Consider the following 21,052-nt stretch of genomic DNA (forward strand, 5'->3'; position numbering starts at 1 on the left):
TTTCGTTGAATATTCAATAAAATTAGTTTTTTTACTTGGCTCTTCGACATTTATAGGCTACTTTTGTCGTATAGGAATAGCAAAAACAGACAAATCTTTAATAATAAACACTTTGACTAAAATGGAAGATAAAAACAATCCCCAAGATGGTCAGCTTCAGATTGAACTGACTCCAGAAGTTGCAATGGGCAACTATGCAAACCTCGCAATTCTGTCGCACTCTCATGCTGAGTTCATTGCTGACTTTGTTCGTGTACTCCCGGGTATGCCCAAGGCTCCAGTAGTAGCTCGCATCATGTTAGCTCCTGAAAATGCTAAGCGTTTGCTGGCTGCTTTGCAAGATAATGTTCAGAAATATGAGGCTCAGTTTGGCTCTATCGAACTTCCCGAGTTAGCTCAAGCTGGTAGCAAGACGGCAAATCCCTTCGGTGTTCCCCAAGGCAATGCTTAAAACTGGCCATCCATAAATTTAAGCGGGCAATCTGAAGAGATTGTCCGCTTTTTATTTGTCTCAAAATTAGATATAGGAAACCTATAGCTTTGATACTGTCCTCTAAAACTACATTTAGTATAGAAGAATCAATGCAACAAAAAAGTGTCGCTCTAGTTTTAAAAGCGACACTTTTTATATAGCAAGAAGTAAGTTTATGCTTCTGCAGCTTCGGCTTCTTCTTTTTGCATGCGTCTATAATCGTCCATATCGCCTACAACGAGGTGAGTAAACTCACGCATACCTGTACCTGCAGGAATGAGGTGACCGCAGATAACGTTCTCCTTCATACCGTCGAGCTGGTCGGTCTTGCCACTGATGGCTGCTTCGTTGAGCACCTTAGTTGTTTCCTGGAAGGAAGCGGCAGACATGAAGCTCTTAGTCTGCAATGCTGCGCGCGTGATACCTTGAAGAACCTGAGTGGACGTTGCAGCAACAGCATCACGAGTCTTAACAAGCTTGAGGTCGCGGCGTTTCAACTGAGAGTTCTCATCGCGGAGCTTACGAGCCGTTACAATCATACCCTTCTTCATTGTTTCACTATCGCCAGAGTCAACAACAACTTTCTTACCCCAAATGCGATCGTTCTCGTCTGCGAAATCGAGTTTGTCGATCATCTGGAGTTCGAGGAAGCGAGTATCACCTGGATCATTGATCTGTACCTTGCGCATCATCTGACGAACGATAACCTCAAAGTGCTTATCATTGATCTTCACACCCTGAAGACGGTAAACGTCTTGCACTTGATTCACAATATATTCTTGTACTGCCGTTGGACCCATGATTGAGAGGATGTCAGACGGAGTGATAGAACCATCAGAGAGGGCTTCACCTGCACGAACATAGTCGTTTTCCTGCACCAGAATCTGCTTTGACAGAGGAACGAGGTACTTTTTGATTTCGCCAAGCTTAGAAGTCACAATGACTTCGCGATTACCACGCTTCAGTGAACCCATTGTTACCTCACCGTCAATTTCACTAACAACAGCGGGATTGCTCGGGTTGCGAGCTTCGAAGAGCTCAGTAACACGGGGAAGACCACCAGTGATATCACCAGCCTTACCAACAGCACGTGGAATCTTCACGAGAATTTCACCCGCTGTGAGAGTTTCGCCATTCTCAACAACGATGTGACCATTGATGGGGAAGTTGTAGCTATGGAGGATTTCACCCTTTTCGTTGAGAATGTCAACTGTTGGGATCTTATTTTTCTCTTTGGACTCTATCACGATGCGTTCTCGCAAACCTGTAGCTTCATCTTGTTCTACACGATAAGTTACACCTTCAATGATATCATTGAAACGAAGCTTACCAGAGAACTCTGTTACGATTACAGCATTGAAAGGGTCCCACTTAGCAATCACAGTTCCCTTTTCAACATGATCTTTGTCCTTGATGTAGAGTTGAGCTCCATAAGGTACATTCTGGGTAGAGAGCACGATGCCCGTATTTTCATCAACAAAGCGAACTTCGGCCAAACGACCCACAACAACTTTACCCGCACTTCCGTCTTCATTGGTAATTTCAACCGTACGAAGTTCTTCAAATTCTACGCGACAATCTTGCTTAGCAATAATGGTTGCTTTTGCAGCATCATTAGAAGCAATACCACCTGCGTGGAACGTACGAAGAGTAAGCTGTGTACCAGGCTCACCGATAGACTGTGCTGCAATCACACCAACAGGTTCACCCATCTGCACTAAGCGATGAGTAGCCAAGTTGCGACCATAACACTTCTGGCAAACACCGTGCTTGCTCTCACAAGTGAGAACTGAACGAATTTCAACACTTTCTATTGGACTTGCTTCAATTTCGTCAGCAACAGATTCTGTGATTTCTTCACCTGCTGCAATGATGAGCTTACCCGTTGTAGGATGAATAATATCGTGAACACTGACACGGCCGAGAATACGCTCACCCAAAGAAGAGATGGTTTCATCGCCATCCTTCAAAGCTGTACATACGAGACCACGGAGTGTGCCACAGTCAAGTTCGTTAATAATTACGTCGTGGCTAACATCCACCAAACGGCGAGTCAGATAACCAGCATCCGCAGTCTTCAAAGCGGTATCGGCCAAACCCTTACGAGCACCGTGAGTAGAGATAAAGTACTCCAACACACTCATACCTTCCTTGAAGTTAGAAAGAATCGGGTTCTCAATAATTTGCGCGCCTTCGGCACCGGCTTTCTGCGGCTTAGCCATCAAACCACGCATACCTGCCAACTGAGCAATCTGATCTGCAGAACCACGAGCACCAGAATCCAACATCATGAACACAGCATTGAAACCTTGGTCGGCTTCTGTCATCTGCTTCATCAACGTCTTCTTCAAGTCCGTATTAACGTGAGTCCACGTATCAATCACTTGATTGTAACGCTCCTTGTCGGTAATGAAACCCATGTTATAGTTGGATGTAATCTGATCGATTTCATCATTACCGCGCTGTACGATATCTTTCTTCTCAACTGGGATGATAATATCATCAAGGTTGAACGAAAGACCACCTTCGTATGACTTACGATAGCCCAGATTCTTAATGCCATCAAGGAATTCGCAAGCACGAGCCATATTCACAGTCTTAATTACACGTGCAATAATATCGCGTAAAGACTTCTTTGAAATGATACCATTGAAGAAACCAACCTCTTGAGGTATTATTTCATTAACAATGACACGACCTACAGAAGTTTCAACCATGTGACGGAGCGGGAAACCTTTCTCGTCAACATCGTCAACGATAACTTTCACTGGAGCATGAACATCTACCTTACCTTCATTGTAAGCAATGATAGCTTCTTCTGCACCATAGAAAGTAAGGCCTTCTCCCTTGGCTCCCTTACGCAGTTTTGTGATATAATACAAACCGAGAACCATATCCTGTGAGGGTACTGTAATAGGAGCACCGTTGGCAGGATTCAAAATATTATGGCTCTGAAGCATCAATACTTCTGCCTCCATAATAGCTTCGTTGCTCAAGGGGAGGTGAACAGCCATCTGGTCACCGTCGAAGTCGGCATTGAAAGCCGTACATGCTAACGGGTGGAGCTGAATTGCTTTACCTTCAATGAGCTTCGGTTGGAAGGCCTGGATACCTAAACGGTGAAGGGTCGGTGCACGGTTAAGGAGCACAGGGTGACCTTTCATCACGTATTCAAGGATGTCCCAAATCACGGGATCGCGACGGTCTACAATCTTCTTTGCACTTTTTACCGTTTTAACAATACCGCGCTCAATGAGCTTACGAATGATAAACGGCTTATAGAGTTCTGCTGCCATCAATTTTGGCAGACCGCATTCGCCCATCTTCAACTCAGGACCAACAACGATTACAGAACGTGCAGAGTAGTCAACACGCTTACCAAGTAGGTTCTGACGGAAACGACCTTGCTTACCCTTAAGAGCATCTGAGAGAGATTTCAACGGACGGTTACTGTCGCTCTTAACGGCACTACTCTTGCGAGAGTTGTCAAAAAGACTATCAACAGCTTCCTGCAGCATACGTTTCTCATTACGAAGAATCACTTCAGGGGCTTTGATTTCGATGAGTCGTTTCAAACGATTGTTACGAATCAAGACACGACGATAGAGGTCGTTCAAATCGGACGTTGCAAAACGACCACCATCAAGAGGAACGAGTGGGCGGAGATCGGGCGGTGTAACAGGCAGAATCTTCATAATCATCCATTCGGGACGATTAGTTTCTTTGCTTGCGCGGAAAGATTCAACAACCTGAAGACGCTTCAATGCCTCATTCTTACGCTGCTGTGAAGAGTCGCTATTCGCACGGTCACGAAGCTCATAACTCATTTGGTCAAGGTCAAGACGGCTCAAAAGGTCATAAATAGCCTCTGCACCCATCTTAGCAATGAACTTATTGGGATCTGTATCTTCAAGATACTGATTTTCTTTCGGGAGTTTGCGAAGGAGTTCGAGGTATTCAGATTCCTCAAGCAACTGCATATACTCTACATCATCTACCAAGACACCTGGCTGAATCACGATATAGCGCTCGTAATAGATAACGGAGTCGAGCTTCTTCGTGGGCATACCAAGGAGGTAGCCCATCTTATTGGGAAGTGAACGGAAATACCAAATATGAGCCACGGGGACTACAAGCGCAATGTGGCCTGCGCGCTCACGACGTACCTTTTTCTCTGTTACCTCAACACCGCAGCGGTCACAAACGATGCCTTTATAGCGAATGCGCTTGTACTTACCACAATGGCACTCATAGTCCTTTGTCGGACCAAAAATGCGCTCGCAGAAGAGGCCATCGCGCTCTGGTTTATAAGTGCGATAGTTGATGGTTTCAGGTTTCAGAACCTCACCATAGGAGTTTGCCAGAATTTCTTCTGGAGATGCCAAACCAATGGTAATCTTCGTGAAGTTACTCTTTATCTTATTGTCTCTTTTAAAAGCCATGATATTCTATATATATAATTGTGTAAAGAGTTTTTGGGATTAGTCGAGCTTGATGCTGAGACCCAAACCGCGAAGCTCGTGGAGCAGAACATTGAGAGATTCAGGAATACCTGGAGTAGGCATCTGTTCACCTTTAACGATTGCTTCATAAGCCTTGGCACGACCTGTTACATCATCGGACTTAATAGTGAGAACTTCTTGCAACACATGAGAAGCACCAAAAGCTTCAAGTGCCCAAACCTCCATCTCACCAAAACGCTGACCACCAAATTGTGCTTTACCACCAAGGGGTTGCTGAGTAATGAGAGAGTACGGACCGATAGAGCGTGCGTGCATCTTATCTTCAACCATGTGACCGAGTTTCAGCATATAGGTCATACCTACAGTTGCCTTCTGGTCGAAAGCCTCTCCTGTTGCACCATCATAAAGCTGCATGGAGCAATAGCGCGGTAAGCCGGCCTTATCTGTCCATTCGCAAAGGTCTTCGAGATGTGCACCATCAAAGATAGGCGTAGCAAACTTAACACCGAGGCGATAACCTGCAGCACCGAGCACAGCTTCAAAAATCTGACCGAGGTTCATACGCGAAGGTACGCCCAGCGGGTTCAAGACAATATCAACAGGACGGCCATCGGGCAAGAAAGGCATATCTTCTTGGCGTACGACCTTGGAAACAATACCCTTGTTACCATGTCGACCTGCCATCTTATCACCCACACCAATCTTACGCTTCTTAGCAATATAAACCTTTGCCATCTGAATGATACCAGAGGGAAGCTCATCACCTATTGTAATAGAGAACTTCTTTCGCTTAAGCTCTGCATCTTTTTGGTTATATTTATGGAGATAATTCAGAATAAGACGACCAATAAGATTGTTTATACGATTATCCGTAGTCCAGTTATTAAGCTGCAATGAGGTAAAGTCAAGGGTTTCTAAAACAGATTTTGTCAATTTAGCCCCCTTTGCAATTACTTCTGTACCAATTGTATCCTTTACACCAAGAATCTTCTGATTTTCCACTAAAGCAAGAAGTTTAGTTATCATAAGATTCTTTAGTTCTTCAGTTTCCTGTTGGAACTTATCATCAAGTTTCTGAAGCGTAATCTTATCTGCGGCCTTAGAAGCACGTGTTTTGATTGCCTTACTAAAGAGTTTGCGATCAATAACAACGCCCGTTAAAGAAGGATTCGCCTTCAAAGAAGCATCTTTAACATCGCCTGCCTTATCACCAAAGATTGCACGGAGCAATTTTTCTTCCGGAGTAGGATCGCTTTCGCCCTTCGGCGTAATCTTACCAATCATTATGTCACCAGGTACAACGCGAGCACCGACACGGATAATACCGTTCTCGTCAAGGTCTTTCGTTGCATCTTCACTAACATTTGGAATATCGTTAGTCAACTCTTCCATTCCTCGCTTCGTCTCACGGACTTCGAGAGAGAATTCATCAACATGAATAGAAGTAAGAATATCTTCGCGAACCATGCGCTCGTTGAGTACAATAGCGTCCTCGTAGTTGTATCCCTTCCAAGGCATATATGCAACGAGGAGGTTACGACCTAGAGCCAACTCACCATTTTCCGTAGCATAACCTTCTGTTAGGATTTCACCTTTTGTTACGCGCTGGCCAACAGTACAGGTTGGACGAAGGTCAAAGACCATATTTTGGTTCGTGCGACGGAACTTTGGAATACGGTATTCCTTTACTGCTGAATCAAAGCTAACAAAATCGTCATCTTCTGAACGATCGTACTTGATACGGATAGTAGTTGCATCCACAAACTCGACAACGCCATCACCCTCTGCAGAAATCATGGTGCGAGAATCAACACAAACTTGACGTTCGATACCTGTACCTACAATAGGAGCTTCGGAATGAATCAAAGGAACTGCCTGACGCATCATGTTTGAACCCATCAATGCACGGTGAGCATCATCGTGCTCAAGGAAAGGTATCAAAGAAGCAGCAATAGAAGCAATCTGCTGCGGTGCAACGTCCATCAAGTCAACTTGTGCAGGCGGAACAACAGGATAATCTGCATCCTGACGACACTTTACCTTCGAACGAATAAAAGTACCATCTGGGTTCAGCGGAGCATTACCCTGGCCAATAATCTTATCTTCCTCTTCCTCTGCACTGAGGTAGACAACGTTGTTGTTATTCAAATCGACAATTGAATCTTTCACTTGACGATACGGAGTCTCAATAAACCCGAGATCGTCAATCTTTGCATAAACACAAAGAGAAGAAATTAAACCGATGTTTGGACCTTCAGGAGACTCAATCGGGCAAAGACGGCCATAGTGAGTATAGTGTACGTCTCGAACCTCAAAACCAGCACGCTCACGAGAAAGACCACCAGGACCAAGAGCAGAAAGACGTCGCTTATGAGTAACCTCTGCAAGCGGGTTTGTTTGGTCCATAAATTGAGAAAGAGCGTTTGTTCCGAAGAAGGAATTGATAACGGAAGAAATTGTCTTAGCGTTAATCAAATCCATCGGAGTAAACACCTCATTGTCGCGAACATTCATACGCTCGCGAATGGTACGACTCATACGAGCCAGACCTATATTGAATTGGTTTGCCAATTGTTCACCAACCGTGCGAACACGACGATTACTTAAGTGGTCAATATCATCAACAGTAGCCTTAGAGTTTATAAGCTCAACAAGGTACTTGATAATTTCTATAATGTCTTCACGAGTCAAGACGCGAGTATCATTATCTGTCGTCAAACCAAGTTTCTTATTCATACGATAGCGACCAACCTCTCCAAGGTCATAACGCTTATCAGAAAAGAAAAGGTTATTGATAACTTCACGCGCACTTGCATCATCCGCAGGATCAGCATTACGCAACTGACGATAGATATAAGTAACAGCCTCTGACTCGGAATTACATGGATCCTTCTGAAGAGTGTTGAAGATAATACTGTAATCCGTTGAAGAAGTATCAGCATGGTGTACTTCAATAGTCTGTGCACCAGAATCTATGATCTTTTCGATATCTTCTGCTTCAATAACGCTCTCACGCTCGAGAATGATTTCACTACGATCAATAGAAACAACTTCACCTGTATCTTCATCAACAAAGTCTTCTACCCACGTTTTCATAACACGTGCAGCCAACTTGCGACCAACGGCCTTCTTCAAATTGGTTTTATTGACCTTGATCTCATCAGAAAGATTAAAAATCTTAAGAATGTCTTTATCACTTTCAAAACCGATAGCACGAAGAAGAGTTGTTACGGGCAGCTTTTTCTTACGATCGATGTAAGCATACATCACGCTGTTAATATCCGTAGCAAACTCAATCCAAGAACCCTTGAAAGGAATGATACGCGCACTATAAAGTTGAGTACCATTGGCGTGCACACTTGAACCAAAGAATACACCCGGAGAACGGTGCAACTGAGACACAACAACACGCTCAGCACCATTGATAACAAAGGTACCATTTTCCGTCATATAAGGAATGGGGCCCAAGAAAACATCTTGAACAACCGTATCGAAATCCTCATGATCTGGATCCGTGCAGTACAATTTAAGTTTTGCTTTCAGAGGCACACTATACGTAAGACCTCTTTCGAGGCATTCCTCTATCGTGTAACGTGGAGCATCGATATAATAGTCGAGGAATTCAAGCACAAAGTTATTGCGAGTATCTGCGATAGGGAAATTCTCAGCAAAAACTTTGTACAGACCATCGTTTTTACGCTTTTCTGCCGGAGTGTCGAGTTGGAGGAAATCCCGATAGGATTTCAGCTGCACGTCGAGGAAATCCGGATAAGGCATCGGATTTTGCACTGACGCGAAGTTTACGCGACCATCAATAATTTTGGACATTCTATTGAATTTGTTGATTGGACTTTACCTTGACGAAAGAGTCAAAGTAGTTTATAGACACAAAAAGGTTAAGAACCCTCTACCAGAGGATCCTTAACCGAATGCTTATCAGAAATTGACTTAGGCGATTTCTACAACAGCACCTTCAGTTTCGAGAGCCTTCTTCAGTGCTTCTGCTTCTTCCTTAGCAACGCCTTCTTTCAGCTTGCTAGGAACACCGTCTACGAGGTCCTTAGCTTCCTTCAGACCGAGGCCGCACTGTTCTTTTACAGCCTTAACAACCTTCAGCTTACCAGCACCTGCATCTTTCAGGATAACGTCGAAAGCAGTTTTTTCTTCTGCTGCTGCAGCACCACCTGCTGCAGGACCAGCAGCAACTGCAACAGCTGCAGCTGCGGGTTCGATGCCATACTCATCCTTGAGGACCTGTGCCAACTCGTTAACTTCTTTTACTGTCAAATTTACCAATTCTTCAGCAATAGCTTTGATATCTGCCATTTTCTTTAATGTATTTATTTGTTTTTAAAATCTATGTTATATAGCGGGTCTCAATCGCTTACTCAGGGCGCTCGCCCAAAGTTTTAAGCACACCGTGAATAGTCTGTGAACCAGACTGAAGAGCTGAGATAACGTTCTTCGCTGGAGATTGCAGCAAAGCCACAACTTCTGCGATAACTTCGTTCTTGCTCTTAATTGCAACGAGTGCGTCGAGGTTTTCAGCACCTACGTAGATTTCTTCTTCTGCGTAAGCAGCTTTCAGAGCGGGAATACCTGTTGCTTTACCTTCTTCTTTGATAAGCTTTGCAGGAACATTAGCTGTGTTACAGAAGAACACGGCTGTTGTACCCTTCAAAGTATCATAAAGAGGAGTAAAGTCAGTTTCAGATTGTTCAAGTGCCTTGTGAAGAAGGTTATTCTTAACAACAACCATCTTAACTTCTGACTTGAAGCACTTTCTTCTCAATGCACTGGTAGTTTCAGCATTTAAACCTGTAACATCTACCAGATAAAAGTGAGCATATTCTTTGAGTTTCTCACCGAGTTTCTCGATGATGATAGCTTTATCTTCCTTTCTCATGATTCTTATTCCTATTAAGCTTCGTCAACAGATTTGGGATCTACTTTTACACCCTGACTCATAGTTGAGGAAAGATAAATACTCTTAATATACGTACCCTTTGCAGCAGAAGGCTTCAACTTGATAATAGTATCGATGAATTCCTTTGCATTTCCGAAAATTTGTTCGGGAGTGAAAGAAACCTTACCGATAGAGGCGTGTACGATACCTGCCTTATCAACCTTAAAGTCAATCTTACCCTGTTTTACATCACGGACAGCTTTTTCAACGTCCATGGTAACAGTACCACTCTTAGGGTTAGGCATCAAGCCACGCGGACCGAGTACACGACCCAGCGCACCAATCTTACCCATGATGGCAGGCATAGTGATGATAACATCAATATCAGTCCAACCACCCTTAATTTTCTCGATATATTCGTCGAGACCTACATAGTCAGCACCGGCAGCCTTAGCAGCTTCTTCCTTGTCAGGAGTGCAGAGGCAGAGCACGCGGACAGTCTTACCCGTACCATTCGGAAGAGAAACCACGCCACGAACCATCTGGTTTGCCTTGCGAGGATCTACACCGAGGCGTACGTCGATATCCAATGAAGCATCAAACTTCGTTGTAGTAATTTCCTTAACGAGTTGTGCGGCTTCTTTCAGCGTGTAAGCTTTCCCTGCTTCAACTTTACCAGCGACGGCTTTCTGATTTTTTGTCAGTTTACTCATTCTTGTTTTAAAATTGAAGTTTATTTATTTTCGGGGAATTCACCTGAAACCGTGATACCCATGCTACGAGCCGTGCCGGCGATCAAACGCATTGCGGCCTCTATAGTGAAGCAGTTCAAGTCTGCCATCTTGTCTTCAGCGATTGCCTTAACCTGTTCCCAAGTAACGCTTCCCACTTTTTGACGATTGGGCTGTGCAGAACCACTCTTCTTCTTTGCTGCTTCAAGCAATTGCACTGCTGCAGGAGGAGTCTTGATGATGAAGGAGAAAGTCTTATCTGCGTAATACGTAATTACAACAGGAAGAACCTTTCCAGCCTTATCCTGCGTTCTGGCATTGAACTGCTTGCAGAAATCCATAATATTAATACCCTTAGAACCTAAAGCAGGACCTACGGGAGGAGCAGGATTTGCAGCGCCGCCTTTAATCTGTAATTTGATTAATCCAGCAACTTCTTTAGCCATTGTTATTTTTATTATTTAATTTATAAAGGAATCTGAGATTACGTAACATTAACCCAATTCCTTCTCAACTTGCATAAAACCAAGGTCGAGACCTGTACTGCGGCCGAAAACCTTTACGGTAACCGTCACTTTCTTCTTCTCTTCGTCTACCTTTTCGATAGCGCCAGTAAAGCCAGCGAACGGACCTTCCGTAACCTTTACCACTTCGCCAACGATATAAGGAATTTCCATGTCTTTGACATCGTCCTCAATCTCGTCAACCTTTCCAAGGATTCGGTTTACCTCTGCTTCACGTAACGGTTCCGGGTTTTTCATATCCGGAAGAAAACCTAATACATTAGGCGTACTACGCAAAATATGTGCAATCTCACCTACCAGTCTAGCTTCCACCAAAACATAGCCAGGAAGATAGCTTCTTTCTTTTACAACTCGTTTGTTCCCGCGCATCTGTACGACTTTCTCAGTGGGAATGAGAACCTGAGCGACATTTCCATTGAGGCTACCGTTTTTTATTTCGGCGTCAATGTACTCTTTCACCTTAGTCTCTTTGCCACTGATTGCGCGAAGGACATACCAAGCCATTGAAACTGATGCTTCAGCCATTTTACTTGAAGGAATTAAAATTTAGACAGAATAGATAAGCTCCATAATAGTACGGAAAACCCAATCCATGCCAGCCACTAAGAGCGCAAGTACAAGGGAAGCAACCAGTACAATAATTGCACTATGCGTCAATTCCTGGCGGGTTGGCCACGTGGTCTTATGAGCTAGTTCGTCGTAAGAATTCTTGCAATATGTAACTATGTTATTTAACATGAGTTCTTATAATTAGCACGGGAAGAGAGGCTCGAACTCCCGACACCTGGTTTTGGAGACCAGTGCTCTACCAACTGAGCTATTCCCGTAGAAAACAGGCTCTTCAATTAAGAAGAGGCCTGTTTATATAATTTTCGATTAATCGTCGAGAATTGCAGTAATCTGACCAGAACCTACCGTACGGCCACCTTCACGGATTGCAAAACGAAGACCTTCGTTGATAGCAACGGCATAGATAAGTTCTACAGAGATCTCTACGTTATCACCCGGCATTACCATTTCGATGCCTTCAGGGAGATGGATCTCACCTGTACAGTCCATAGTACGGAGATAGAACTGAGGACGATACTTATTACCGAATGAAGTGTGACGACCACCTTCCTTCTCAGTAAGAACATAGATAGAAGCCTTAAACTTCTTGTGAGGTTTGATAACACCCGGATGGGTAACTACCATACCACGCTTGATTTCTTCCTTGTCGATACCGCGGAGCAACAAACCAACGTTGTCACCAGCCTCACCAGTAGGAAGAGTCTTACGGAACATCTCAACACCAGTTACAACAGACTTCTTGTCTTCGCCAAGACCGAGCAACTGAACTTCGTCACCCACCTTAACGATACCAGTCTCGATACGACCAGTTGCAACAGTACCACGACCAGTGATAGAGAACACGTCCTCAACAGGCATCAAGAAAGGCTTATCAGTATCACGAACAGGATCCAAAATCCATTCGTCAACTGCATCCATCAACTTCTTAACGCTGTCTACCCACTTCTCAACGCCGTTCAAAGCACCGAGGGCAGAACCACGAATGATAGGAGTATCCTCTTCGTAGCCATATTCCTGAAGAAGCTCTTGCATATCCATTTCTACGAGTTCGAGCATCTCCTCATCCTCAACCATATCGCACTTGTTCAGGAACACAACCAAACGAGGAACGTTCACCTGACGAGCGAGCAGGATGTGCTCACGAGTCTGAGGCATAGGACCATCAGTTGCAGCAACTACGATGATTGCACCGTCCATCTGAGCAGCACCAGTTACCATGTTCTTCACATAGTCGGCGTGACCCGGACAGTCAACGTGAGCGTAGTGACGCTTTGCAGTTTCATACTCGATGTGAGAGGTATTAATAGTAATACCACGCTCCTTCTCTTCAGGAGCATTGTCAATCTGATCAAAAGACTTAACATCTTCGCCACCGAAGCCTTCATCATGAAGAACCTTAGAAATAGCAGCAGTCAGAGTGGTCTTACCGTGATCGACGTGACCAATAGTACCGATATTAACATGCGGCTTGGTACGCTCAAATACTTCTTTAGCCATAGCTTTATTTAATTTATATGAATGAATATCTTATTCCGAATCCTCGTTTTTTAGAGGAGGTAGAGCTGTTAACGAGACTTGAACTCGTGACCTCTTCCTTACCAAGGAAGTGCTCTACCACTGAGCTATAACAGCAAACACGAGCGGAAAACGGGGCTCAAACCCGCGACCCCCAGCTTGGAAGGCTAGTGCTCTATCAACTGAGCTATTTCCGCAAAACGAGCGGAAAACGGGGCTCAAACCCGCGACCCCCAGCTTGGAAGGCTAGTGCTCTATCAACTGAGCTATTTCCGCAAGTAGCTTAATAAGCTTAGGTGGGCAAAGATGGATTCGAACCACCGAAGGCGTAAGCCAGCAGATTTACAGTCTGCCCCATTTGGCCACTCTGGTATTTGCCCATGTTTCTGAGATTGGAAAACTTTGCAGTCGTCAGGACCTTTCCCGAAACGGCTGCAAAGTTAGTGATTAAATTTTATCCGCAAAACATTTTCAAAGAATTTTTCATACGGACAACTTTTTATTTATCTCGCAAGACTTCACTTACCCGATTTCTTTTCCTTTTGTTTTTCCAATTGGCGTTTGAGGATATCTACACAAAGATCTACGCCTTCTTCAAATGTATCGCAAGTTTTCTCTGCGTGTAGTTCTGCACCAGGAACAAAGAGGTGGAAAGCTGTTTCCTTATTGTTCGCTGCTTCAGGTTTTACAACATTAAGTGTTACTTCTACTTTGGTGATATTCTCTTCGAGTTTTTCGAGTTTTGCAACTTTCTTCTCGATGAAGTCTTGAAGCTTGTCAGTAGCATTGAAATGGATAGCTTTAACTTTGATTTCCATAAAAACCTCCTTTTTTTAATGGTTAAGCCCGAGGATGGGCATTTTCATATTCTTTTTTGAGTTCGGCAAACGTTGTGTGCGTATAAATTTCTGTTGTTGCTAAACTCTCGTGTCCGAGAAGCTCCTTAACGGCTTCTAAGTCGGCCCCATTATTAAGCATAACAGTAGCAAATGTATGACGCAACACATGCGGACTCTTTTTTTTCTGTAACGTAACCTTCGACAGATGCCTTCCCACGATGCAGCGTACCTGCGCCGTACTGAGACGCTGTCCTTTATTGTCAACAAAGAGTGGACCATCGTTCTGCCCCGTCAGTGACAGCAATTCTTCTTCGTAGAGTTTCATGTCATAAAGCAACTCCTCACCAAAAGGAATGATACGCTGCTTATTTCTCTTTCCCGTCACCTTTAGTTGACTTTGCGAGAAATCAACAGCCGATCGATCTAACCCAACTAATTCACTGACACGAATACCAGTGGAATAAAACGTGAGCAGAATCAGATGATCGCGACGCCCCTCAAAATCTTGAGTAAAATTCACCTCATCGAGCAGACGGTCCATTTCGCTCTGCTTCAGAAAAGTAGGAAGTTGTTTCCCCACTTTCGGATTACTAACGAGATGTGAAGGATCTTTTTCAACGACCTTAGTCAGCAACAGGAAGCGATAGAAAGAACGGACGGCACTTAAATGTTGTTTCATAGAACGCTCTGAAAGCCCATTTTCCAAACGCTCCACCACCCAGTTTCGAATAACATCGGAATCCAGAGTTTCCCACTCTAGATCTGTATCGACATTCCGAAAAAAGTTCTCAAACTTCTCCAATGCGTTGCGATAGGCTTCTATCGTCCGTAGCGAGTACCCTTTATCAGCGGCTAAATAGTCCAAAAACTTTTCTACAAGTGACATTTCGCGTTGTATATCTTTCTATCTGCGAATATAAAGATATTATTCTATTATCACAAAATTTTTGTGCTGAAAAAATAATCTGGATAGACAAAGGGGAGAAATCACAACCAAGGAGCACAATAGCTGCTTTCAGATTCTTCGGCAAATGATAAAAAAGAAGATGAAAGAATATGATTCCCTTTTTGTAATCGCTCGATATAACTCTGACGGATAGAAACATTCTCCAAATCCTCTCTTCGAGCTTTGCTCATACTTAAAAAGTTTTCTTCCATTTCAAGCCCCAGATAACGCCGACCAAGAAGATTTGCTGCTATTCCCGTAGTTGCACTACCACTAAAAGGATCAAGAATCCAAGCATTGGGTTTTGTGCTAGCTTGAATCAACCTAGACAGTACGGCTATCGGTTTTTGCGTAGGATGCTTCCCGCAGGATTTTTCCCATTTCCCTATTGCTGGTATTTGCCACACATCGGTCATTTGCTTACCAGCGTTCAATGCTTTCATCAAATCATAGTTATAAAAATGAGGCGTTTTTGAGTTTTTGCGAGCCCAAATAATAAACTCTGTACTATGCGTAAAATATCGACAAGAAATATTTGGTGGAGGGTTTGTCTTGGCCCATGTTATTACATTCAATATCTTGAACCCTAGTTTCAAAAGCTGTTGCTGAACACTAAAAATATTATGATGTGTACCAGAAATCCAAATGGTGGCATTATCACGCATATGTTCACGGCAAGCCGTAAGCCAACGCAAATTAAAAGCATCCATTTCCTCGGGCGTCAGAACTTTATCCCAATCGCCCTTATCAACACAGACCACTTTCCCACTTTGGCAACTTATCCCCCCACTTGACAAGAAATAAGGTGGGTCTGCAAAGATCATATCAAAACAAAATTGAAACTTTGATAATGTCTCTACACAGTCACCTTTTATCAGCGTGAAATCATTATTAGGAGATTTATAATAGGATGACATCATCGCTTAACAATAGATATAAAGTCGTCTATGTTCGTTAGATTATAAATACTCGGAATTTTCGAAAAAGCCTCTTGAAGTTTATTCCTTGCACTCTGCCATCCTACGCCATCTGTTATCCAAACAAACTCAAATCCTGGAACAGAATTTATCTTAGGGGCAATATCTGAATAAGACCGAGCCACTTCGTTTAGTTTTGATCCACCACCACTATTATAAAAATTCACTTCAATAAGAAAAGTTTTTATTGGAGTTTCTACAACAAAGTCAAAACGTTTTTTATCATTACCAAGAACTTGTGTAATCAAAGGCCATTCGCTAGAAAACACTTCTTGCCTATATTCAACTTGATTTTCAGTAAAAATTTGGCAAACCATATCCTCCATAATATGTCCACTTCTATTCTTCCGCGCGTTTGTATCCAACCCCGTTTCTACGCCAAACACATAATCTACGAGATTAGTTATCTTCCTTGATTGGAAAATAGAAGCTAAACCCGTATTATTCAAGAATTCCATCACTCCATCTACAGAGCTGAACAAAGTATTTAGTTCTACACAACGGCCCAAAGAATCTAAAACTTTTTTCTTACCCCCACTCCGAACAGCTATCAGTATATCCATAACATTAAAAGCCGTTCTATCACGATTCCAAATTGTTTCCACAGCTTGACGCATATCTGAAGTTCCTATCAAGCTATTCAGCATGCAAAGGCTCAACTTTACATCATCAACATTTTTTGAAATCTTATCAAAATCACAGAAGAAATCAAGTGTTTGATTTGTCTCATATAGTTGAGACATAAATATATCAAAGTTTCTCATAAGTATTTTATTTTATAGAATACACACAAGCTTTTTCTACTGAAAACAAGTCATGCAATACATTATCACGCAAAACAGCCTGCTTTATCTCTGGATAATTATGTACCAAAATTTCTGTAAGCTTACCTCGTTTATTTGGATTAGAATTTACACTGCGTGAAGCCCAGACACGTTTAATCTGATACGCACTATAAAGTGAATCAAAAAAGTTATCTTCTTCGTTCTTCCCCTTGCAGTCCGAATTACTCAACATGAATTTATACCCCGCAGCATTTAGCTTATCGCAATACTCTTTCAAGCGTACTTGGGCATCATCGTTGAATGATTCTTTAGCGTAATTATTAAAACTAGACGTATCACTCAAAGGGCGATAAGGCGGATCGAAATAGAAAAGAGTATGATTTCCGCAATACTTAAAAGTTTCTTCAAAATCGCCCGTCAGAATCTCAACACGCTGAAGTAATTCACTGTCGCGACAAATTATCTCCTCATCACAAATTTTGGGATGAACATACTTCCCAAAAGGTACGTTAAAGTGCCCTTTTTTATTAACTCTGTATAAACCATTAAAACAAGTTCTATTCAGAAAGAAAAAAAGCGTTGTATTCTCTATAGGAGATAAATTCTTCTCATTATATCGATTACGAACATTCAAAAAGAATTCTTTTCTCTGTTCTTCATCTTTAAGATTTAGATAACGTTCTTCAATCGCTTTCAATGATTCAATGAGTGGCTGTGGCATATCGCGCACAGTTTTATAACAAGTCGTAAGATCGTTATTTATATCATTGATAATTGCGCGCTGTATATTAGGATAACGCTGAAGCATATAGAAAAGCATTGCCCCTCCACCTACAAAGGGCTCAATATATGTCACATCTTGCCATTTATCAAAGTCAGCTGGAAGCAATGCGTCTAATTGCTCTATTAACTGGCTTTTACCACCAACCCATTTGATAAAAGGTTTCGCTTTTGTCATCTTTAGTTTATTTTCTTAATTCTGGCTCCATAAGCCATATTATCACGAACCAAATTTATTCATTTTTTCTGTGACAACAAAGAATCGATATTAATTATTACCGTAACAACTAAACTATAAAAGTATCTATCAGATATTACAAACTTCTCACTAAATATTCTATCATACAAAGCTCTCTCCTCCTATAAAAAATCTCTTTTTGTTGTCACGTTGTCACAAATAGACAAAGCAAGCTGATGGACAAGCATTTATATGCGTGACAACAACTCACCCTCTGCCTTTTTGTTGTCACACCGTTGTCACGCACATAACACAAACTATTTCAAAGCTTTAATCATTAAAGTGTGACAACGTGACGATGTGACAACAGTAAAAGAACTGCTGGAGAAGAGTCAGATTCTTCAGATTCTCTACCGTTATAATTGGCTGCTCCGCTACAATAAAGGCGTCAGCTGACACAATAAGGATGCCAGCTGACAGGCTTATTGCATTTTCAAACGCAATAAGGATATTCACATTTATCTCTATTTATCCTCGTCCTAAATATGGTTCACAAAAAATGCGTTGCAGCCTATAAAAGACTGTAACGCATTGCTCTATTATCAAGCAAAAGAACTGATTAGTCCTCTGCGCGACGAAGCTGCTGTACGTAAACAGCGTGCTCCTTAGCGAGACGCTTCAATACGCTGGGCTTATTGTACTGCTGACGAGCACGGAGCTCCTTAACAATACCTGTTCTTTCGAATTTTCTCTTAAATTTTTTGAGGGCGCGTTCAATGTTTTCGCCTTCCTTAACGGGTACTACGATCATGTTTCGTTATTTTTATTTTGTTATTTAATAATTGCGAGGGAGATATACTTCTTGCGAGGTGCAAAATTAGTGCATTTTTAATGAAGAACAAAACAATCCTTTTATTTTTTGAGTTTGTCCTTACATTTCCGACTATTTGCCCTAACAAAGTAGTTAATAGTTTGAGTTAGAATAGATTTTCTTTCTTACTATGTTTTGTCACCCCCTTTCGTAGTAACCTTATCGTCATTGACGACATAAAGCGTTTGAGTGTTAAACGGTATATTGAGTTTTGGATCTTCATTGATGGCCTTATAAAAAGTTTCTTGCATACGGAAACGTACGGCCCAATAATCACGAGGAAGAACGTAGGCGCGCACGGTGAGTTCTACACTGCTCGCGCTGAGATTAGCCACTTGAACAAAATAAGGATCAAGCGCATTGCCCTGCATATCCTTTGGCTCTGTCAAGATTGCCGGGTCTTGCTTCAAGCAGTTGATAATAACTTCGCGTGCGTGTTCCACATCATTTCCATACTCGATTCCTACAGTCCATATCTCACGGCGCAAAGCGGTTTGATCGCTGTTGATAACAAGCGTAGTAGACATTGTTCCATTGGGAATATAGACTCTACGACCATCAGCGGTTTCAATGATAGTATGAAATATCTGAATTGCACGAACAACGCCGATATTGCTTTGAGCTTCTATAGTGTCTCCTACTTTATAGGGCTTGAAAAGAAGAATGACAAGACCACCTGCAAAATTTTGGAGATTACCAGACAAGGCCATACCAATAGCAACACCAGCAGAGGCTAAGAGAGCTGCAAAAGATGTGGTATTAACACCTAAGGTGCTGGCTACTGTAATGAGGAGCAGAATAGTGAGCAGGATATTCGTAAGGCTCTTCAAAAAGGTTTGAACCGTGGGTTCTACCTTACTACGAAGAAGAAAACTTGCCACAACTTTATTGAGCAGCTTTACAATCCAGCGGCCAACGATATAGACAACAATAGCAGCTAGTATGTTTTTGCCCACACCAATTCCCATCTCTATCAGTCGCTGAAGAAAATGGTCAAACTGGGAAATATTTATTTCGGAACTTGCTATACTAAGAATGCTAAACATATTCTATATTTGAATGCAAATATACTACTTTTAAATGAAAAAAATAATGCCACTCTCACTATATCGTGAAAGTGGCAAGACTTATATTGTAGTATCTTTACTTTTCATCAATAATTCGACGAGCTCCTATATAACGCCGGCTATAATAAGCCTGGTTAGAAGAATCTACCTGTACGCCTGTTCTAGCTGCATGAACAAACTTAAAACTTTGTCCATTATCTGCTACATCTGTTACAATCCCTACATGTCCCACAGAGTTAGAACTGCGTGAGCCTCCAAAGAAAACTAGATCGCCCTTGCGCAAATTGCTAATACTCATTATCGGTGTTCCCTCTGTAAACTGAGAGCGACTAGAACGTGTGAGATGTACGTTATTCAATTTATATACATAGCTAGTCAATCCAGAACAATCAAAACCTCCAGGGCCGCTCCTTCCAGAACGGTATTTTGTCCCAAGATATTGGAGAGCCGTCTTAACAATTGTCTCCCCTGTTGGATCATCATAAACTTGACTTGCAGTCTCAATAGTGCCTATAAGTGTGGAGCGGAAAATTGCCGCGCTCGATGTGGTAAATACCATAGAGAGTGCTGCAACTACTATAAATATCGCGTTTCTTACTTTCAAAACTCTTTATTTTTGGATTTCGTAAAACGATAACAATGCAAATATAGGAAAAATATCCGATTTGACAAACACACTTAGCATTTTTATAATAAAAAATTAAGATTGCCATCTTAATTCGATACTGTCCTAAAAAAGAGTGTAAGATCCCAAGTTCTTATATTTGTAGTGAATTCAAAAATCAAACAAAGAACAATGAAGCTTACACACTTTTTTAGGACAGTATCTAAATGGGCTGTAAGTTAATGCTTGCTATCATAAATTCATCATTGGAGAATATGTTGCAAATCTAACAAACAAAAATGAAACCTTTTCGAAAGAAGTAAGTTTTTATCCCAATTCGAGAAAAGCAGTATTTCCTTGGTAATGTCCCCCTTAGGTATATCCAATTCATTCGCGCCCCCAGAGTCTCAATTATCTCGCAGCTACGCACGGCCCTATATGCATCCTCCCGATTTCGCTCCCTTCTACAAACACACAAAAAAAGACTCCTATCAGATTATTACTCTGATAGGAGTCTCTTGTATTAAAAAAGGCGGCGACCTACTCTCCCGTCTTGTGGACAGTACCATCGGCGCGACCGGGCTTAACTTCTCTGTTCGGAATGGTAAGAGGTGGAACCCCGGTGCTATAACCACCTAAATAAGTCTGACATCATTGCAAAATCATAACAAGTAAATTTAGTAATGTATCCCTGTACAGAAGTATGTCCGTATCTGAACACTTCTGAATGTTACTACACAAAAGTACCTCTTCAGTATAGCTGACTCTGGAGGACTAGAAGTTTCGGGCTATTAGTAATGCTCGGCTTTGCCATTGCTGACTTT

At 42.2% G+C, this 21,052-nt stretch carries 18 protein-coding genes, 5 tRNA genes and 1 rRNA gene; 1 reads left to right on the top strand and 23 read right to left on the bottom strand.

Annotated elements, in window-relative coordinates; genetic code table 11:
* The first annotated feature begins 121 nt into the window (after nucleotides 1-121).
* Nucleotides 122-451, top strand: a complete 330-nt coding sequence (locus tag FHS60_RS08645) for a DUF3467 domain-containing protein (RefSeq protein ID WP_183697686.1) — start codon at nucleotides 122-124, stop codon at nucleotides 449-451.
* Between the two features lie 194 nt (nucleotides 452-645).
* Here FHS60_RS08645 and rpoC read toward each other — a convergent pair whose 3' ends face one another.
* From rpoC to rrf, 23 genes are all read right to left on the bottom strand, one after another.
* Nucleotides 646-4,914 carry a DNA-directed RNA polymerase subunit beta' gene (rpoC, locus tag FHS60_RS08650; RefSeq protein WP_183697689.1) on the bottom strand — a complete coding sequence of 1,423 codons (4,269 nt, stop codon included), beginning with the start codon at nucleotides 4,912-4,914 and terminating at the stop codon, nucleotides 646-648.
* 39 nt (nucleotides 4,915-4,953) lie between these two features.
* Entirely contained in the window at nucleotides 4,954-8,763 is a 3,810-nt protein-coding gene (gene rpoB, locus FHS60_RS08655; protein ID WP_009348393.1) for a DNA-directed RNA polymerase subunit beta, read from the bottom strand.
* Nucleotides 8,764-8,883: 120 nt separating this feature from the next.
* Nucleotides 8,884-9,261, bottom strand: a complete 378-nt coding sequence (gene rplL, locus FHS60_RS08660; RefSeq protein ID WP_183697692.1) for a 50S ribosomal protein L7/L12 — start codon at nucleotides 9,259-9,261, stop codon at nucleotides 8,884-8,886.
* 58 nt (nucleotides 9,262-9,319) lie between these two features.
* Nucleotides 9,320-9,841 (bottom strand): 50S ribosomal protein L10, encoded by a 522-nt coding sequence (gene rplJ, locus FHS60_RS08665; RefSeq protein ID WP_009348391.1) that lies wholly within the window; start codon nucleotides 9,839-9,841, stop codon nucleotides 9,320-9,322.
* A gap of 14 nt (nucleotides 9,842-9,855) precedes the next feature.
* Nucleotides 9,856-10,554 carry a 50S ribosomal protein L1 gene (rplA, locus tag FHS60_RS08670; protein WP_009348389.1) on the bottom strand — a complete coding sequence of 233 codons (699 nt, stop codon included), beginning with the start codon at nucleotides 10,552-10,554 and terminating at the stop codon, nucleotides 9,856-9,858.
* A gap of 20 nt (nucleotides 10,555-10,574) precedes the next feature.
* Nucleotides 10,575-11,018, bottom strand: coding sequence for a 50S ribosomal protein L11 (gene rplK / locus FHS60_RS08675; protein WP_009348388.1), 444 nt, complete (start codon nucleotides 11,016-11,018; stop codon nucleotides 10,575-10,577).
* Between the two features lie 48 nt (nucleotides 11,019-11,066).
* Nucleotides 11,067-11,621, bottom strand: coding sequence for a transcription termination/antitermination protein NusG (gene nusG / locus FHS60_RS08680; RefSeq protein WP_183697695.1), 555 nt, complete (start codon nucleotides 11,619-11,621; stop codon nucleotides 11,067-11,069).
* A gap of 21 nt (nucleotides 11,622-11,642) precedes the next feature.
* The gene (gene secE / locus FHS60_RS08685) at nucleotides 11,643-11,834 is read right to left on the bottom strand and encodes a preprotein translocase subunit SecE (RefSeq protein ID WP_183697698.1); all 192 of its coding nucleotides are present in this window, start codon (nucleotides 11,832-11,834) and stop codon (nucleotides 11,643-11,645) included.
* A 16-nt stretch (nucleotides 11,835-11,850) separates the two neighbouring features.
* Nucleotides 11,851-11,923, bottom strand: a tRNA-Trp gene (locus FHS60_RS08690).
* 49 nt (nucleotides 11,924-11,972) lie between these two features.
* The gene (gene tuf, locus FHS60_RS08695; protein WP_183697701.1) at nucleotides 11,973-13,163 is read right to left on the bottom strand and encodes an elongation factor Tu; all 1,191 of its coding nucleotides are present in this window, start codon (nucleotides 13,161-13,163) and stop codon (nucleotides 11,973-11,975) included.
* A gap of 63 nt (nucleotides 13,164-13,226) precedes the next feature.
* A tRNA-Thr gene (locus FHS60_RS08700) sits at nucleotides 13,227-13,298 on the bottom strand.
* Nucleotides 13,299-13,305: 7 nt separating this feature from the next.
* A tRNA-Gly gene (locus tag FHS60_RS08705) sits at nucleotides 13,306-13,378 on the bottom strand.
* Between the two features lie 6 nt (nucleotides 13,379-13,384).
* Nucleotides 13,385-13,457 (bottom strand) — tRNA-Gly (locus tag FHS60_RS08710).
* A gap of 21 nt (nucleotides 13,458-13,478) precedes the next feature.
* Nucleotides 13,479-13,561, bottom strand: a tRNA-Tyr gene (locus FHS60_RS08715).
* Between the two features lie 138 nt (nucleotides 13,562-13,699).
* The gene (hpf, locus tag FHS60_RS08720; RefSeq protein ID WP_183697703.1) at nucleotides 13,700-13,999 is read right to left on the bottom strand and encodes a ribosome hibernation-promoting factor, HPF/YfiA family; all 300 of its coding nucleotides are present in this window, start codon (nucleotides 13,997-13,999) and stop codon (nucleotides 13,700-13,702) included.
* A gap of 22 nt (nucleotides 14,000-14,021) precedes the next feature.
* Nucleotides 14,022-14,906, bottom strand: coding sequence for a site-specific tyrosine recombinase/integron integrase (gene xerA / locus FHS60_RS08725; RefSeq protein WP_183697705.1), 885 nt, complete (start codon nucleotides 14,904-14,906; stop codon nucleotides 14,022-14,024).
* Nucleotides 14,907-15,007: 101 nt separating this feature from the next.
* Nucleotides 15,008-15,886: a DNA-methyltransferase gene (locus FHS60_RS08730; protein ID WP_183697707.1), complete on the bottom strand. Its 879-nt coding sequence runs from the start codon at nucleotides 15,884-15,886 to the stop codon at nucleotides 15,008-15,010.
* Nucleotides 15,883-16,707, bottom strand: a complete 825-nt coding sequence (locus FHS60_RS08735) for a type II restriction endonuclease (RefSeq protein WP_183697709.1) — start codon at nucleotides 16,705-16,707, stop codon at nucleotides 15,883-15,885. Before FHS60_RS08735 ends, FHS60_RS08730 begins: the two co-directional genes overlap by 4 nt.
* 7 nt (nucleotides 16,708-16,714) lie before the next feature.
* Nucleotides 16,715-17,686, bottom strand: coding sequence for a DNA adenine methylase (locus tag FHS60_RS08740; protein ID WP_183697711.1), 972 nt, complete (start codon nucleotides 17,684-17,686; stop codon nucleotides 16,715-16,717).
* 619 nt (nucleotides 17,687-18,305) lie between these two features.
* The gene (gene rpsU, locus FHS60_RS08745) at nucleotides 18,306-18,497 is read right to left on the bottom strand and encodes a 30S ribosomal protein S21 (RefSeq protein ID WP_183697713.1); all 192 of its coding nucleotides are present in this window, start codon (nucleotides 18,495-18,497) and stop codon (nucleotides 18,306-18,308) included.
* Nucleotides 18,498-18,685: 188 nt separating this feature from the next.
* On the bottom strand, nucleotides 18,686-19,603 hold the full coding sequence (locus tag FHS60_RS08750; protein WP_183697715.1) for a mechanosensitive ion channel family protein: 918 nt from the start codon (nucleotides 19,601-19,603) through the stop codon (nucleotides 18,686-18,688).
* A 97-nt stretch (nucleotides 19,604-19,700) separates the two neighbouring features.
* Nucleotides 19,701-20,228, bottom strand: coding sequence for a C40 family peptidase (locus tag FHS60_RS08755; protein WP_244957478.1), 528 nt, complete (start codon nucleotides 20,226-20,228; stop codon nucleotides 19,701-19,703).
* Between the two features lie 527 nt (nucleotides 20,229-20,755).
* A 5S ribosomal RNA gene (gene rrf / locus FHS60_RS08760) occupies nucleotides 20,756-20,867 on the bottom strand.
* Between the last annotated feature and the right edge of the window lie 185 nt (nucleotides 20,868-21,052).

The organism is Alloprevotella rava, from assembly GCF_014195585.1.
In the GTDB taxonomy this organism is placed as follows: domain Bacteria; phylum Bacteroidota; class Bacteroidia; order Bacteroidales; family Bacteroidaceae; genus Alloprevotella; species Alloprevotella rava.